General features: G+C 61.3%; 9 protein-coding genes and 1 pseudogene. 1 reads left to right on the top strand and 9 read right to left on the bottom strand.

The window, feature by feature from the left end:
* Positions 1 to 6: 6 nt before the first annotated feature.
* Positions 7 to 2382, bottom strand: a complete 2376-nt coding sequence (locus AC4PS7_RS06210; protein ID WP_010210023.1) for an efflux RND transporter permease subunit — start codon at positions 2380 to 2382, stop codon at positions 7 to 9.
* 15 nt (positions 2383 to 2397) lie between these two features.
* On the bottom strand, positions 2398 to 3426 hold the full coding sequence (locus AC4PS7_RS06205; protein WP_029529128.1) for a WD40/YVTN/BNR-like repeat-containing protein: 1029 nt from the start codon (positions 3424 to 3426) through the stop codon (positions 2398 to 2400).
* A 306-nt stretch (positions 3427 to 3732) separates the two neighbouring features.
* Here AC4PS7_RS06205 and AC4PS7_RS06200 point away from each other — a divergent pair, with 306 nt between their 5' ends.
* The gene (locus AC4PS7_RS06200) at positions 3733 to 4848 is read left to right on the top strand and encodes a Gfo/Idh/MocA family protein (RefSeq protein ID WP_010210021.1); all 1116 of its coding nucleotides are present in this window, start codon (positions 3733 to 3735) and stop codon (positions 4846 to 4848) included.
* Positions 4849 to 4959: 111 nt separating this feature from the next.
* Here AC4PS7_RS06200 and AC4PS7_RS06195 read toward each other — a convergent pair whose 3' ends face one another.
* The 7 genes and pseudogenes from AC4PS7_RS06195 to praB all read right to left on the bottom strand — a co-directional run bounded on the left by AC4PS7_RS06195 (position 4960) and on the right by praB (position 14643).
* The gene (locus AC4PS7_RS06195; RefSeq protein WP_010210020.1) at positions 4960 to 6663 is read right to left on the bottom strand and encodes an AMP-binding protein; all 1704 of its coding nucleotides are present in this window, start codon (positions 6661 to 6663) and stop codon (positions 4960 to 4962) included.
* A gap of 31 nt (positions 6664 to 6694) precedes the next feature.
* Entirely contained in the window at positions 6695 to 7993 is a 1299-nt protein-coding gene (locus AC4PS7_RS06190; RefSeq protein ID WP_010210014.1) for an acetyl-CoA C-acetyltransferase, read from the bottom strand.
* Positions 7990 to 8880: a MaoC/PaaZ C-terminal domain-containing protein gene (locus AC4PS7_RS06185; RefSeq protein WP_021491567.1), complete on the bottom strand. Its 891-nt coding sequence runs from the start codon at positions 8878 to 8880 to the stop codon at positions 7990 to 7992. The genes AC4PS7_RS06190 and AC4PS7_RS06185 overlap by 4 nt, the downstream gene beginning before the upstream one ends.
* 3 nt (positions 8881 to 8883) lie before the next feature.
* Positions 8884 to 10227, bottom strand: coding sequence for a 3-oxoacyl-ACP reductase (locus tag AC4PS7_RS06180; RefSeq protein WP_021491568.1), 1344 nt, complete (start codon positions 10225 to 10227; stop codon positions 8884 to 8886).
* A gap of 148 nt (positions 10228 to 10375) precedes the next feature.
* Complete coding sequence (locus AC4PS7_RS06175; RefSeq protein ID WP_010210009.1) at positions 10376 to 12901, bottom strand: acyl-CoA dehydrogenase; 2526 nt, start codon at positions 12899 to 12901, stop codon at positions 10376 to 10378.
* A gap of 200 nt (positions 12902 to 13101) precedes the next feature.
* Positions 13102 to 14074, bottom strand: a pseudogene (locus AC4PS7_RS06170) (outer membrane protein transport protein); the annotation flags it as partial.
* 74 nt (positions 14075 to 14148) lie between these two features.
* A complete protein-coding gene (gene praB, locus AC4PS7_RS06165) occupies positions 14149 to 14643 on the bottom strand; it encodes an alkane oxidation protein activator PraB (RefSeq protein ID WP_021491571.1) in 495 nt (164 codons plus the stop codon).
* Between the last annotated feature and the right edge of the window lie 57 nt (positions 14644 to 14700).

The following is a 14700-nucleotide window of genomic DNA, read 5'->3' as shown; positions in this document are numbered from 1 at the left end:
CCTGGTTCAGTGGGCAAACAACGAATTACCCTTTTGCCCCGCCAGCTTCTCGGGCTTGATCAGGAACCGCGCCAGTGCCGGCAGCAGCCACAGTGCGCCGAACATGTTCCACAGCAGCATGAACGTCAGCATCAGGCCCATGTCGGCCTGGAACTTGATGGCCGAGAAGATCCAGGTGCACACGCCGATCGCCAGGCACAGGCCGGTGAACAACACGGCCTTGCCGGTAGACTTGAGCGTCTGATAGTACGCCTCTTGCAATGGCAAACCGGCGCGCAGGAAACTTTCCAGGCGGCTGTAGATGTAGATGCCGTAGTCCACGCCAATGCCCACGCCGAGCGCTACCACCGGCAGGGTCGCGACCTTGACGCCGATGCCCATGAACGCCATCAGCGCGTTGCCCAGCACCGAGGTCAGCACCAGCGGCAGCACGATGCACAGCGTCGCTGCCCAAGAGCGGAAGGTGATCATGCACATCGTCGCCACGCACAGGTACACCAGGATCAGGATCGTCAGCTCGGACTCCTTGATCACTTCGTTAGTGGCCGCTTCGATCCCGGCGTTACCGGCGGCAAGGATGAACTCCAGGCCGTCCTTGTTGTTCTCTTTGGCAAAGTCCTGCACCGCATGCACCGCACGGTCGAGGGTTTCAGCCTTGTGGTCGTTGAGGAACACCAGCACCGGCGCCAGCGAGCAATTGTTGTTGTACAGGCCATCGGCACGGGCGATGGAGTTGTTCAGCACATCCGGGTTGCGCGACAGGGTTTCCCATTTCAGGTTGCCTTCGTTCATGCCCTTGATCATCTGCTTGGACACGGTGACCAACGAGATCGCCGACTGCACGCCCTCGGTGTTCTGCATCTTCCACATCAACTGGTCGATGGGCGCCATGGCTTCATAGCGTGAGCAGCCCTCGGCCTTGGTCTTGACCATCACCACCAGCACGTCGGAACTGGTGGAGTAGTTGCTGATGATGAAGTTGTTGTCTTTGTTGTAGCGCGAGTCCGGGCGCAGTTCCGGCGCGCCCTGGTCCAGGTCGCCGATCTTGAGGTTCTGGCTGTACCAGAGGCCGCCACCGAAGGCGATCAGGGCCAGGAAGACCGAGACCGGCGCGACTTTAGGGCTGGCGAACTTCGACAGCAGGCGCCAGAACGGATGTTCGCGATTGGCGTCTTTCTTGCTTTTGGCTATTGCGCGTTTGCTGATACCGACGTAGGAAATTGCTACTGGCAGCAGGATCAGGTTGGTGAACACGATCACCGCCACTCCAATAGAGGCGCCGATGGCCAGTTCACGGATCACGCCAATGTCGATGATCAACAGCGTGATGAAGCCCACCGCATCGGCCAGGATCGCGATCATTCCCGGCAGGAACAATTGGCGAAAGGTGCGGCGTGCCGCGGTCAGCGCGTTGTCCGCCTCGCTCGATTGCAGGGCGATACCGTTGATCTTCTGTACGCCGTGGGAAATACCGATGGCGAAAATCAGGAACGGCACCAGCATCGAGTAGGGATCCAGCCCGAAACCGGCGGCATGCATCAGGCCCAGTTGCCACACCACCGCTACCAGGGTGGTGCTCAAGACCGCAATGGTGCTGCGCAGGCAGTTGGTGAACCACAGCAGCAGGACCAGGGTGATGCCAAAGGCCACGCCGAAGAACAGCACCACCATGATCAGGCCATCGATCAGGTCACCGACTTTCTTGGCAAAACCGACGATGTGGATCTGGACGTTAGGGTTCTGCTCCTGGAATTTGGTGCGGATCTTGTCTTCGAGTTCATGGGAGAACTTGCGGTAGTCGAGGGCCAGCAACTTGCCCTGGTCTTGTGGGTCCGGGTAGGACTCCAGCAGCGGGATGTCAACGATGCTCGATTTGAAATCGTTGGCCACCAGGCGCCCGACCTGCCCGGACTTGAGCACGTTGTTGCGCAGTTGGTCGAGGCTTTCCGGCGAGCCGTTGTAGCTCTGCGGGATCACTTCACCGCCGGCAAAGCCTTCTTCGGTCACTTCGGTCCAGCGTACGCTGGGGCTCCACAGCGACTTCAGGCCCGAGCGGTCGACCCCGGAAATGTAGAACACCTCGTCGTTGATCTGACGCAGGGTCTCCATGTATTCCTTGGTGAAGATGTCGCCGTCCTTGGCCTCCACCGAGATACGCACCGTGTTGCCCAGGTTCGCCAGGTCATTGCGGTGCTCCATCATCTTCTCGATGAAGGGATGCTTGAGCGGGATCATCTTTTCGAAGCTGGTGGAGGGGCGAATCAACGTCGCCTGCCAGAACAGGAAAATGCTCACCAGCAGGCAGATCACGATCACTGCCGGGCGGTTGTTGAAGATCAGGCGCTCAAGAAAGGTCGCTTTATCGTTGTGATGACTGCTCATTCTTTCCCCGCCTTCTTATTGTTTTGTCGGTTCGGCGCCATCGGCTTTAGCGACGCGAACGCCACCCTGCCCGGCCAGAATCAAGTTGCCATTGCCTGCCGCCGTGACGGACGAAAGGGAAATCCGGTCCGGACGGTTGAATACGCTGAAGGTCAACCCGTCGTCATGGCTGACCACCACGCTGCCACCATTGCCAACGACAACAATCGAGCCGTCTTCCAGCAACGTCGCGCCGGACAAACCAAACTCCAGCGCGCCCCGCGCGGCGTTGAGTTCAACTTGCTCCCAGGTGCTGCCGAAATCCGTCGACCGGTACAGGTTGCCGCGCAAGCCATAGGCCAGCAGGGTTCGCGGTTGCGCCGTGCTGATCACCCCAAACAGCGAGCCCTCGTAGGGGCCTTCGAGTTTTTCCCAGGTCTGGCCGTCGTCGCTGGAGCGGAACATGCTGCCCTGCTCGCCGACGATAAACAGGCCGGCGTCCTTGATGGAGGCGATGGCGTTGAGGTGGTACTGGTCTTCGTTGTCGAGGCGGTCGCTGACGTCTTCCCAGGTCTTGCCGCCGTCGGTGGTTTCGATCAGCGCGCCATAGGCGCCGACGGCCAGGCCGTGATTGGCATCGTTGAACCACACATCAAGCAACGGGGCTTCGCGCTTAAGATCCTGGTACTGCTGGGTCCAGGTGGCACCGCCGTCGGAACTGGAAAGAATTTGCGCATCATGGCCCACCGCCCAGCCTTGCTTGTCGTCGATGAAAAACACCGCCGTGAGCAACTGCCGGGTGGGCACTTTGGCTTGGGTCCAGGTGCTGCCCTGGTCATCGGAATAGAGAATGTGCCCGCGATCACCAACCGCCACGAGGCGCTTGCCCGCATGGACCACATCGATCATCAGGCCTTTGGCGGCCTTGGGGGATTCAATCGCAAAAGAGGTATCGCTGGCGGCCTGGACAACCGTCGGCAACGCGACAGCGCCAAACAGCGAGAGCGCTGCGGCCAGCATCGCAACCCTGCGTGCGGCGCGTGGGCGGCAGACAACCCAACCCATGACAGGCTCACTCATAGACCTTTCTCCCATTTATTATTGTTATCGCTGCCTTCCGGGGCCTTGAAACCTGCAATCTAGAGCGCCTGGAGGAAGCAGGGGCCATCCTAGCGGGCTTTCGAATCGTCTGACAATCGGCGCTACGTTATCTTTTGTTAACTGAGCCGCTTTCGTCAGAGCCTGAATATAACTGCATTCGCCGGGGTGATCGTCGGGGCCTCAATGAATTTTTATTCCATCTATTGAATTTAGGGAATTTTTATTCCATTAATAAGCCCACTGAAAACAATAATCCAAAGGACCACGGCAATGCGTGAACTCGGAATCGGCTTGATCGGCACAGGCTTCATGGGGCGTGCCCACGCCTTGGCCTTCAATAACGCCCGCGCGGTATTCGAACTGCCGGTACACCTCAAGCTGGCGGCGCTGGCCGACGCCGACACCGAACGCGCACAACGCTGCGCCAAGGCGTGGGGATTTGCCCAGGCCCACGGCGACTGGCAAGCCTTGATCAATGATCCCAATGTCGACGTAGTGGCCATCACCACTCCCAACCATTTGCACTACCCCATGGCCATGGCAGCCATCGCGGCGGGCAAGGCGGTGTACTGCGAGAAACCCCTGGCGGTGAGCCTGGAACAAGCCGACGCCATGCGCCGCGCCGCCAGTGCCGCCGGGGTCGTCACGCGGGTGGGCTACAACTACCAGCACAACCCGATGATTACGTTGGCGCGGCAGATGATTGCCGGTGGCGAACTGGGCGAAATCATCAGCTTCCAGGGTGAGTTCAGCGAAGACTTCATGGCCGACTCGGCCTCTCCATGGTCGTGGCGTTGCGAAGTCGAGCATGCCGGCGGCGCCCTGGCGGACCTGGGCAGCCACTTGCTGTCGATGGCGCGCTATCTGCTCGGTGATGTGGTCAGTGTGTGTGCCGATACCCAGACCGTCCACGCCCGGCGACCTGCCATCAACGGCAGCGCGCAGCTCAAACCCATCGCGGTGGATGACCAGGTGCATGCCCTGCTGCGCTTCGCCAACGGCGCGCGCGGCACGGTGAGCAGCAGTTGGCTCAAGCACGGATACAAGAACCACCTGAGTTTCGAGATCAGCGGGACGAAAGGCACACTGGCGTTCGATCAGGAGCGCTTGAATGAATTGCAGGTGTGTCGCGTGGGCCAGGACGGGTTCCAACGCGTGCTCGCAGGACCGGCCCTGCCCGGTTATGCGGCGTTCAGTCCGGCGGCGGGGCATCAGTTGGGGTACAACGAACTAAAGACGCTGGAAGTGCAGGAATTGATCATGGCCATAGCCGGTCAAGGCGCGGATGGCACTGATTTCGAAGCGGCGTGGGAGGTGGAGCGGCTGGCGACGGCGATTCGCGTAGCTGCCCTCGAAGAACGCTGGGTAACAGTGAACGCACTCTAAACCAACCCACCGAACCCTGTGGGAGCTGGCTTGCCTGCGATGGCGATGTGACTGATACACCGCTCTCGCAGGCAAGCCAGCGCCCACACTTGAATCACCTAAATCTTCAACTCAGCGCAGCGCCCGACGAAGCACTTTGCCCACGGTGGTCTTGGGCAACTCGGTGGTGCGGAACTCCACATACTTGGGCATTTTGTAACCTGTCAGATACTCGCGGCAATGGGCAAGAATCTGTTCCTGGGTCAGGTTCGGGTCCTTGCGCACCACGATGATCTTGACCTTCTCACCGGTCACGCCATCTTCTACGCCAATCGCCGCCACTTCGGCCACTGCGGGGTGCAGCGCCACCACGTCCTCGATTTCATTGGGGTAAACGTTGAAACCGGAGACCAGGATCATATCCTTCTTGCGGTCCACCAGACGGATGTAACCACGGGCGTCCATTACCCCGATATCACCGGTCGACAACCACCCTTCGGCATCCAGCACTTCGGCAGTGGCCTCGGGGCGCTGCCAATAACCTTGCATCACCTGGGGCCCGCGCACTTGCAGTTCGCCCTGCTCGCCAATCTCAGCCAACTCACCGTCTTCGCGAACAAACCGCACCCAGGTCGAGGGCAACGGCACGCCGATGCTGCCGGTGAATTCCATCTCGCGCATGCGCGCAATGTCGATCGGGCTGATGCTCACCACCGGCGAACACTCGGTGAGGCCATAGCCTTCGATGATCGGCAGCCCAGTGACTTCCTTCCAGCGCTTGGCCACCGCCGTGTGCGTGGCCATGCCGCCGGCGATCACCATGCGCAGGTCGGAAAAGTCCCGTGCGCAGAACGCCTCGTTCTCCAGCAAACCGTTAAACAGGGTGTTGACCCCGGCAATCCCGTTGAAGCGCTCCTTGCGCAGGATCATCTGTACACGTTTCACGTCCCGCGGGTTGGCGATCAGGATGTTGCGCCCACCCAGGCACATGAACATCAGGCAATTCACCGTCAGCGAAAAAATGTGGTACAGCGGTAGCAAGGTGACGTTGGTTTCCTGCTTGTCCTGGTCCAGTTGATCCCCCACCCAGGCCTTGGCTTGCAACAGGTTGGCGATGATATTGCGGTGGCTGAGCATCACGCCCTTGGCATCGCCGGTGGTGCCGCCGGTGTATTGCAGAAAGGCCAGCGCGTCGAGGTGCATCTCCACCGGGAAATGGTTGAGCGCCCGCCCCTGTTTCAACACCTGATTGAAGCGCACCGAGCCAGGCAGATTGAACGCCGGCACCTGCTTTTGCACACGGCGAAGGATGAAATTCATCGCCGCGCCCTTGAACGTACCGAGCAAATCGCCGATGGCCGCGATCACCACGCGCTTGACGCTGCTGCCGGTGATGACTTTTTCCAGGGTGTGGGCGAAGTTTTCGAAAATCACCACGGTTTCCGCGCCGCTGTCCTTGAGCAGATGCTTGAGTTCATGGGAGGTGTACAGCGGGTTGACGTTGACCACCACCGCCCCAGCCAGGATCGTGCCCAGCAGGCAGATCGGGTACTGCAAGCAGTTAGGCATCATCAGCGCCACACGCTCGCCTTTCCTGACGCCCTGCCCCTGCAGCCAAGCGGCAAACGCAACGCCTTGCACCTGCCAGTCGGCGTAGGTCATTTCGGTGCCGATGCTGACGTACGCCACCCGCTCGCGAAACTTCTCCAGGTGTTCCAGGAACACCTCGCGCAACGATGGGTAGTCCTCGATACCGGCGTCAATATCCGCCGGGACGCCGGGCAGGTAAGCGTTCAACCAGATCCGTTCGGTGTGTTCCAGGCTTACAGCGTTCATGGCAGTCTCCTTGTTGTTGTTTTTGATAGAGCTACTTTTCGACGATGGCGGTAATGCCCAGCCCGCCCGCCGCGCAGATGGATATCAGGCCGCGCCCGCCGCCGTTCTCATGGATGATCTTGGCCAGCGCCGCCAACTGCCGGCCCCCCGTGGCCGCAAAGGGATGGCCGCAACCCAGCGAACCACCGTTGACGTTCATCTTCGCGCGGTCGATGGTGCCCAGGGGCGCGTCCAAGCCTAGCCGCTCGCGGCAATAATCGGGGTCCTCCCAGGCCTTCAGCGTGCACAACACCTGGGCAGCAAAGGCTTCGTGGATCTCGAAGAAGTCAAAGTCCTTGAAGCTCAGGCCTTCACGTTCCAGCATGCGCGGTACCGCGTAAGCGGGGGCCATCAGCAGGCCTTCGGTGCCGTCGACAAAGTTCACCGCCGCGGTTTCGCCGGTGCGCAGGTAAGCCAGCACCGGCCAGCCGTTGGCGGCCGCCCATTCTTCGCTGGCCAGCAGCACCACCGAGGCGCCATCGGTCAGGGGGGTGGAGTTGCCGGCCGTGAGCGTACCGTTTTGCCGGTCGTAGGCCGGGGACAGGCCGGCGAGCTTCTCCAGGCTGGCATCGGCGCGCAGGTTATTGTCGCGGGCCAGGCCGCGATGGGGGCTGATCAAGTCGTCGAAGAAGCCGCGTTTGTAGGCCGCCTCCAGGCGCTGATGGCTGGTGAGGGTCAACTCGTCCTGGGCCAGGCGCTTGATCTGCCAGCGCTTGGCCATTTCCTCGCAGTGTTCGCCCATGGACAAACCGGTGCGGGGCTCGCCATTGCGTGGCAGCAGCGGTTTGAAAAACATCGCTGGCCGCACCTTTAGCAATGTCTTCAGCTTGTCACCCATGCCCTTGGCTCGGTTGGCCGCGAGCAAGGTGTGGCGCAGGGATTCATTGATGCCGATAGGCGCGTCGGAGGTGGTGTCGGCACCACCGGCGATACCCACCTCGATCTGACCGAGCGCAATCTTGTTCGCCACCAGCAATGCCGCTTCCAGCCCGGTGCCGCAGGCTTGCTGCACATCGTAGGCCGGCGTATCCGGCGACAACGTGGTAGACAGCAGCGACTCACGCGCCAGATTGAAATCGCGCGAATGTTTGATCACCGCCCCGGCGGCAAACTCACCGAGGCGTTGGCCGTGCAGGTTGTAGCGGTCGACCAAGCCTTGCAGGGCGGCGACCAGCAGGTCCTGGTTGCTGTCGTGGGCGTATACCGTGTTGGAGCGAGCAAAAGGGATGCGGTTACCGCCGATGATCGCCACGCGTCGGACCGGGGCCGGGTTGAAGCTGTATTCACTCATTCCAGGTTCTCTTTCCAGATGAAAAGGCCACGCATATGGGGTTTGTCACCGGCGAAATTGCGCACTTCGAATTCGCGGCGCGGACCGGTCACCGGGCGGCGCCACAGCGCGACCTGGCCGGGCAGGAAGATCGGTAACTTGAAGTCACAATGCGCCTCGGCCTGGTCCAGGCCGCCGGGCGGTTGCTGGGCAGCGAGCGCGCGGCCCAGCGTCCACATGCCATGGGCGATAGCGCGACGAAAGCCGAACAGTTTGGCGCCGATCACCGAGGTGTGGATCGGGTTGAAATCCCCCGACACCTTGGCAAAACGCCGGCCCAGGTCGGCGGGCAACACCCAGCGCTGGGTACGTAACACGCCTTCCTCCTGCAACGGCAAAGCGTCCTCCCAGGGCTCGCCGACAGGGTCTTTCGCATCACGGCGCAGGTACAGGCTGTCGCTTTCCCATACCAGCATGTCGGCACCGTAGGCACGAGTGGCAATACTCAGCGCCTGCCCCTTGGGATGGGCAACCCAACGCTCGCAATACACCTCAATGCGCAACGCCTGGCCTTCGTGCAAACGCTGGTGCTGACGGATGCGATTGGCCAGGTGCACCATGCCACTGGCCGGGAACGGGAAGCTGGGACGGGTCAGCAGCATCAAGTGCAACGGAAACGCCAGCACATGGGGATAGCACAACGGCACGCCCTGCTCGCGGCGAAAGCCACAGGCGCGGCCATAAGCAGCGATGTCGCCGGCAGACAACGCCACCGCCGAGCGCACCAGGCGCTCCTTGGGCAGCACGGGCGCACCGTCAAGCTTGGGTTTGCGCAAGGCACGCACGCCGTCCAGCAGCAAGCGGGTGCGTGAGGGCGGCGGATCGATGATCTGCGTCACGTAGTCCATGGCTCAGGCTCCTAGCAGGCTTTGGCCGCACACCCGTACGACTTGGCCGTTGATCCCGCCGGAAGCAGGATGCGCCAGCCAGGCGATGGTCTCGGCCACGTCGATGGGCTGCCCGCCCTGGGACAGCGAATTCATGCGCCGCCCGGCTTCACGGATCATCAGCGGGATCCTTGCGGTCATCTGGGTTTCGATGAACCCTGGCGCCACCGCATTCACCGTCACCTGCTGCGCCGCCGCACGCGGTGCCAAACCCTGCACCAGGCCGATTACGCCGGCCTTGGAAGTGGCGTAATTACTTTGCCCGAGGTTGCCGGCGATGCCGGAAATCGACGAGACACAAACGATACGGCCCCCAGGCGTGAGGCCTTGGCTGTCCAACAAGGCATTGCTCAGTTGCAACGGCGCTTCAAGGTTCACCGCCAGCACGCTGCGCCAGGCGGCCTCGGTCATTTTGGCGATGGTCTTGTCTCGGGTGATCCCGGCGTTATGCACCACCACATCAAAAGCGCCGTATTGGCTGACATGGGCTTGCAGCAATGCGGCGGCGTCCGTCGCGGTGATGTCCAGGGGCAGCGCAGAACCGCCGACACTGTCCGCCGCCTGTTGCAGCGACGCCTGGGCCTGGGGCACGTCCACGCACACGACATGGGCGCCGTCCCGCGCCAACACCTGGGCAATCGCCAAACCGATGCCACGAGAAGCACCGGTGACAAGGGCGCGACGACCGGCGAAGGGTTTGTCCCAGTTGACCGTGACGTGACCGTCCACGGGCTTTTCAAGACGTACCACCTGCCCGGATACATAGGCCGACCGGCGCGACAAGAAGAAACGCAAGCTGCTGTCCAGCGCGTCTTCAGCACCGGGCGCCACGTAGATCAACTGCACGGTGATCGCCCGGCGCAGCTCCTTGGCCAGCGAGCGCACCAAGCCTTCGAGGGCGCGTTGGGCGATGGCCTGGGGCAAATCCTGACACTGTTCCGGCGCGGTGCCGAGCACCACCACGCGCCCGTGGTGGCCAAGGCGCTTGGCGTTGGCGTGAAAGAACACATACAACTCATCCAACTGTTGCAGATCGGCCACGGCGCTGGCATCAAACACGGCGCCCTGCACTTTCACCGTGGAAGGCGCCTTGAGCGTGGCCGGGGTGCCGACAACGGTATCGGTAGCCGCGAAAATCCGCCGCACCTCGGCGGCCAGGCGCCCTGCTCCGGCGACGATCACCGGATTGGCCATGCCCTGCTGGCCGCTGCGGTGACGTTGCAGTGGCAAGGGTTGCGGTAAACCAACGGCCTGGGCCAAGCGACGGCCCCAAGGGGAATTAACGAAAGTAAGGTAGCTGTCACTCATAGGTAAACCCACTGTCTTGACGTGTAAACCCGATCAATGTGGGAGCTGGCTTGCCTGCGATGGCATCACCTCGGTGTTTCTGATGCACCGAGTCGTCTGCATCGCAGGCAAGCCAGCTCCCACACTGACCGTGTACATTCAGTGCCACTCAACTGACCGAGGCGTTTTCACCTTGGGCGGTTCGGCGCTTTGGCACGGGCTCCAGCGCTTGCTTGCGCTGCTGCAATGCCTCCAGCAACCCGAAGTCCTGCGGGAAGTCGTCCACCTGGATGCCGTGATCGGCGTATTCCACGTAGCGCCCGAGCAAGGTGTCTTCGTCGTCGCTGATCAGGTCCAGCGCCCGCGCCCTGACGCGCCAGCCGGTGAAGGCCGTTGCGGAGATAGGCATCGGTTCGATCAGGCCTTGCTTGACGGCAGGTTTGAGTCGCGCGTCGATCAGCTCCACCTGCGGCAACAGACGGAAACCCAGTTCGCCGTAGGACAGCTTGTCGATTTCCGGACGTGGGATGTAGGAGTTGGCCAGTAAGCGGTCACGGGTTTCGCCTGGTGTCTGCACCACGTCGGCCACCTGGGCCAGCAGACGGTCCGACGGTTTGCGCAGTGGGATCCCGAACGGGAATGTCAGGCCACGCACCACCGCCGCCGCAGGTTTCGACGGGTAGTTGTCGAGCACTTCCGCCAGCGCTTCATGGGCCCGCAGCAACGCATCCTGGGCCGACCAATGCACCAACGGCAGATCCGCCTGGGGACGGCCGTCGTCCTCAAAGCGCTTGAGTACGCAGGACAGGATGTACAACTGCGACAGCATATCCCCCAGGCGCCCAGTGATACTTTCCTTACGCTTGAGGGCACCGCCCAGCACGCCCATGGAAATGTCCGAGATCAGCGCGAGTACCACTGACAGGCGATTGGCCTGGCGGTAGTAGGATGCCAGTGCCGGCTCGGTCTTGGCCGGGGCAGCGATCAACCGCCCGCCTGTAAGGGAATGCACCGCTGCACGTACGGTATTGGCCAACACAAAACTCACATGGCCAAACATGGCACTGTCGAAGGCTTCCAGCGCCTTGCGCCGGTCCGGATTACGCGCAGCTTCCATCTCGCGGAACACATAGGGATGGCAGCGGATCAGGCCCTGGCCAAAGATGATCAGGCAGCGCGTCATGATGTTCGCGCCTTCCACCGTAATGGCAATGGGGCTTTGCTGGTAGGCACGGGCCAGGAAGTTGTTGGGGCCCATGCAGATGCCCTTGCCGGCGACGATATCCATGCCGTCATTGACGATGATCCGCGCACGCTCGGTGACGTGGTACTTGGCAATGGCCGAGATCACCGACGGTTTCTCACCCGCGTCCAGGGACGCCACCGAGACCTTGCGCACCGCATCGCAGGCATACAAGTGCCCGGCCATGCGCGCCAAGGGCGCCTGCACGCCTTCGAACTTGCCGATGGGCAGGCCGAATTGTTTGCGCATCGCGGCATAGGCGGTGGTGCCGCGCACCGCCACCTTGCCCAGGCCGACGTTGGCCGATGGCAGCGAAATCGCCCGGCCGGCCGCCAGGCATTCCATCAGCATGCGCCAGCCGTTGCCGACTTGTTCACGACCGCCGATCACCCACTCAAGCGGAATGAACACGTCCTTGCCGGTGGTAGGACCGTTTTGGAATACCGCGTTCAGCGGCCAATGACGGCGGCCACTGTTGACGCCGGGATGGGACGTTGGGATCAGTGCGCACGTGATGCCGAGTGAACCGGGAGCGCCGAGCAACCCATCCGGGTCTTCTGCGCGAAACGCCAGGCCCAGCACCGTCGCAATCGGGCCCAGGGTGATGTAGCGCTTGTCCCAGGTCACACGGAAGCCCAGAACTTCCTCGCCCTCGTGGGTGCCTTTGCAGACGATGCCCAGGTCGGGAATTGCCCCTGCATCGGAGCCGGCATACGGGCTGGTCAGGGCAAAACACGGAATGTCTTCACCTCTCGCCAGACGCGGCAGGTAGTAATTGCGCTGGGCATCGGTGCCGTAATGCAGCAGCAGTTCGGCCGGGCCGAGGGAATTGGGCACCATCACCGAAATCGCCGCCGCCGAGCAACGGGTCGACAGCTTCATCACCACCTGGGAGTGCGCGTAGTGGGAGAAGCCTTTACCGCCGTATTGCTTGGGAATGATCATGCCAAGGAACCCGGCATCCTTGGTGTACTGCCAGCCTTCGGGCGACATGTCCTGCCAGATCTGGGTGGTTTCCCAGTCGTTGGCGATGTCGCACAGGGTTTCCACTTCGTTGTCGAGGAAGGCTTGCTCTTCAGCGCTCAGGCTAGCCGGTGCCGCTTGCAGCAGGCGCTGCCAGTTGGGCTTGCCGCTGAACAGCTCGGCGTCCCACCACACGGTGCCGGACTCGATGGCGGCGCGTTCAGTGTCAGACATCGCCGGCATGATCGTACGAAACAGGCCCAGGGCCCTACGGGTCAGCAAGGTGCGGCGCAGGGGTTTGATCGTCATCAGCAACGCGGGCGCCACTACCAGTATCGCCGCGACAGCGGTGCCGAAACCGGCCACCACGTTGAACAGGTAACCCGCTGCCAGCCAGATCAGGCCCGTGACCAACCATAAGGTGGCGACAGCTTGTCGATATGCCAGGGCGATCGCTGCTGCGAAACCCACCAGTAACCAGATAACCATGGAGATACCTCTACTCGATTCAGGGTACGGCCTACGTGCGCCAGGTCGGATGACATGCGGCGTAACGCCACACTACAAAATTCGAAAACTATATTCAAATTTTGTTTTGAAATATTTATTTAACGCCTGCACGAAAAAAACGGCGGCTGAATGGGCCGCCGGGTCAACCCGTCATCTAAAGGGATCACCGCCCTGAAAGGTCAGAACGTATAGGTGGCTGACAGGCTCACGACATCGCCGGAGGCATTCACTTTGCCATCGAGACTTGCCGCCCCCAGCCGGTCGACGTTCTGGGTCTTCAACTTTACCGGCTGAACGAACTGGTGGGAGTAAGCTACATCGAGGGTCAGGCCCTCGATTGCCTTCATGTCATACCCTGCACCGAGCGACAGGAAGGTCCGATCACCGTCCGGGATGCGCGGATCACGGGTCGAATTGCGCGTTGGTGTCTGGTCAATGGCCACACCCGCGCGCAAGGTCAGTTCATCGGTCGCACGGAAGTCGCCACCGAGGGAGTACATCCAGGTGTTCCTGTAGTTGTAGGGAATAGAGACGATTGTGATGTCCCCAGACCTGAGCGTCAGGTCCTTGAACGATGACCACTGCGTCCAGACCACACTCGCGCCCAGGGTGAGTCGGTCATTGAATCGGTGTACCCAATCCAGGTCTGCGGTGGCAGGAATGTCCAATTGGGTGCTGGCGTGGGCACCGTCCGGAAACAGCTCAAGCCCCAGATAGGCCACGCCCACTAGCGTACCGCTGCCGCCGAAGGGACTCGGTTGAGTCATGAGATTGTAGGAAAATTGATCGGCATGGATGTTGTACTTGCCAGTCATCTTGTTCTTGATCCTGGCGTGGTAGTTCAAGCCCAGGGAGTCGTTTTCCGTGGGTTTCCAAACCACACCGGAAAACCAGCCAACTGACACATTGTCGACCTTTACTCGCATCAGCGCGCTGCCGACGTCCGACGGAAAAGGAATGCCGCCCAGTTCAGAGTCCGACACCGCCGCCGCTGACAACACGTCGACGTTCTGGCTGACGAACCCCTTGCTGTGCTGGACAATCATCCCTCCGCCAACGGAGAACCGGTCGTTGACCTTGAACGACAAGGCTCCCGTCAAACCCACGGACTTTCGAGTCTGGGTCCCAGGTGGAGCGCATGCCCTGGGGCACGCAGTCGCAACAGACGCCTCTTTGGAGGCGCCTGTCGTTTAACGGGCGATCAGCCCCTTGCGCTCACGCCATCCTCAAGGAACAACGGTGAACGCCGGGGTTGGCTTGACGCTCAAGCTCACCACGGTGCAATTGCCTGCCAGGGGTTGATTGGTCGCCGTCAATACGCCACCGCTGTAGTTGCCAGTGATAGTCGACGCGCCACAATTGGAGCCTGGGTACAGAATCGAGCCCGCAATGGTGTATCCGACGTTGGTCACTGAACCTGCTGTTGGACCGGTAGCCGTCAGGGTCCAAGGCAAGCCCGTGATGTTGGGCAGACTGCAAAGCCCACCACCGGTAATGGCCACATCCGTGATTTTGGCAACGCCAGCGGCGTCGACGTTACCGGTGAAGGTCGCCCCGCAATTGACCGCCGCCTGGTAGGAAGATGGCGATTTCACCGAGATCGTGCCGGGCGCGGAGAAGCTGGTGTTGACAGGAGTGATGCTGTACGCATTGGCCATAGAAGCAACCCCCATGCACACAGCCAGGGCAGACAACGACACCAGAGTTTTCAAGTTCATCATTATTATTCCTCATCGATAAAGGCGAGTTTGAATCGCCTGGAGTAATGGCCATGTTCA

The organism is Pseudomonas sp. DW-iso3, assembly GCF_058725305.1.
The sequence above is the reverse complement of the archived record's forward strand: the minus strand, read 5'-3'. Positions and strand labels throughout refer to the sequence as shown.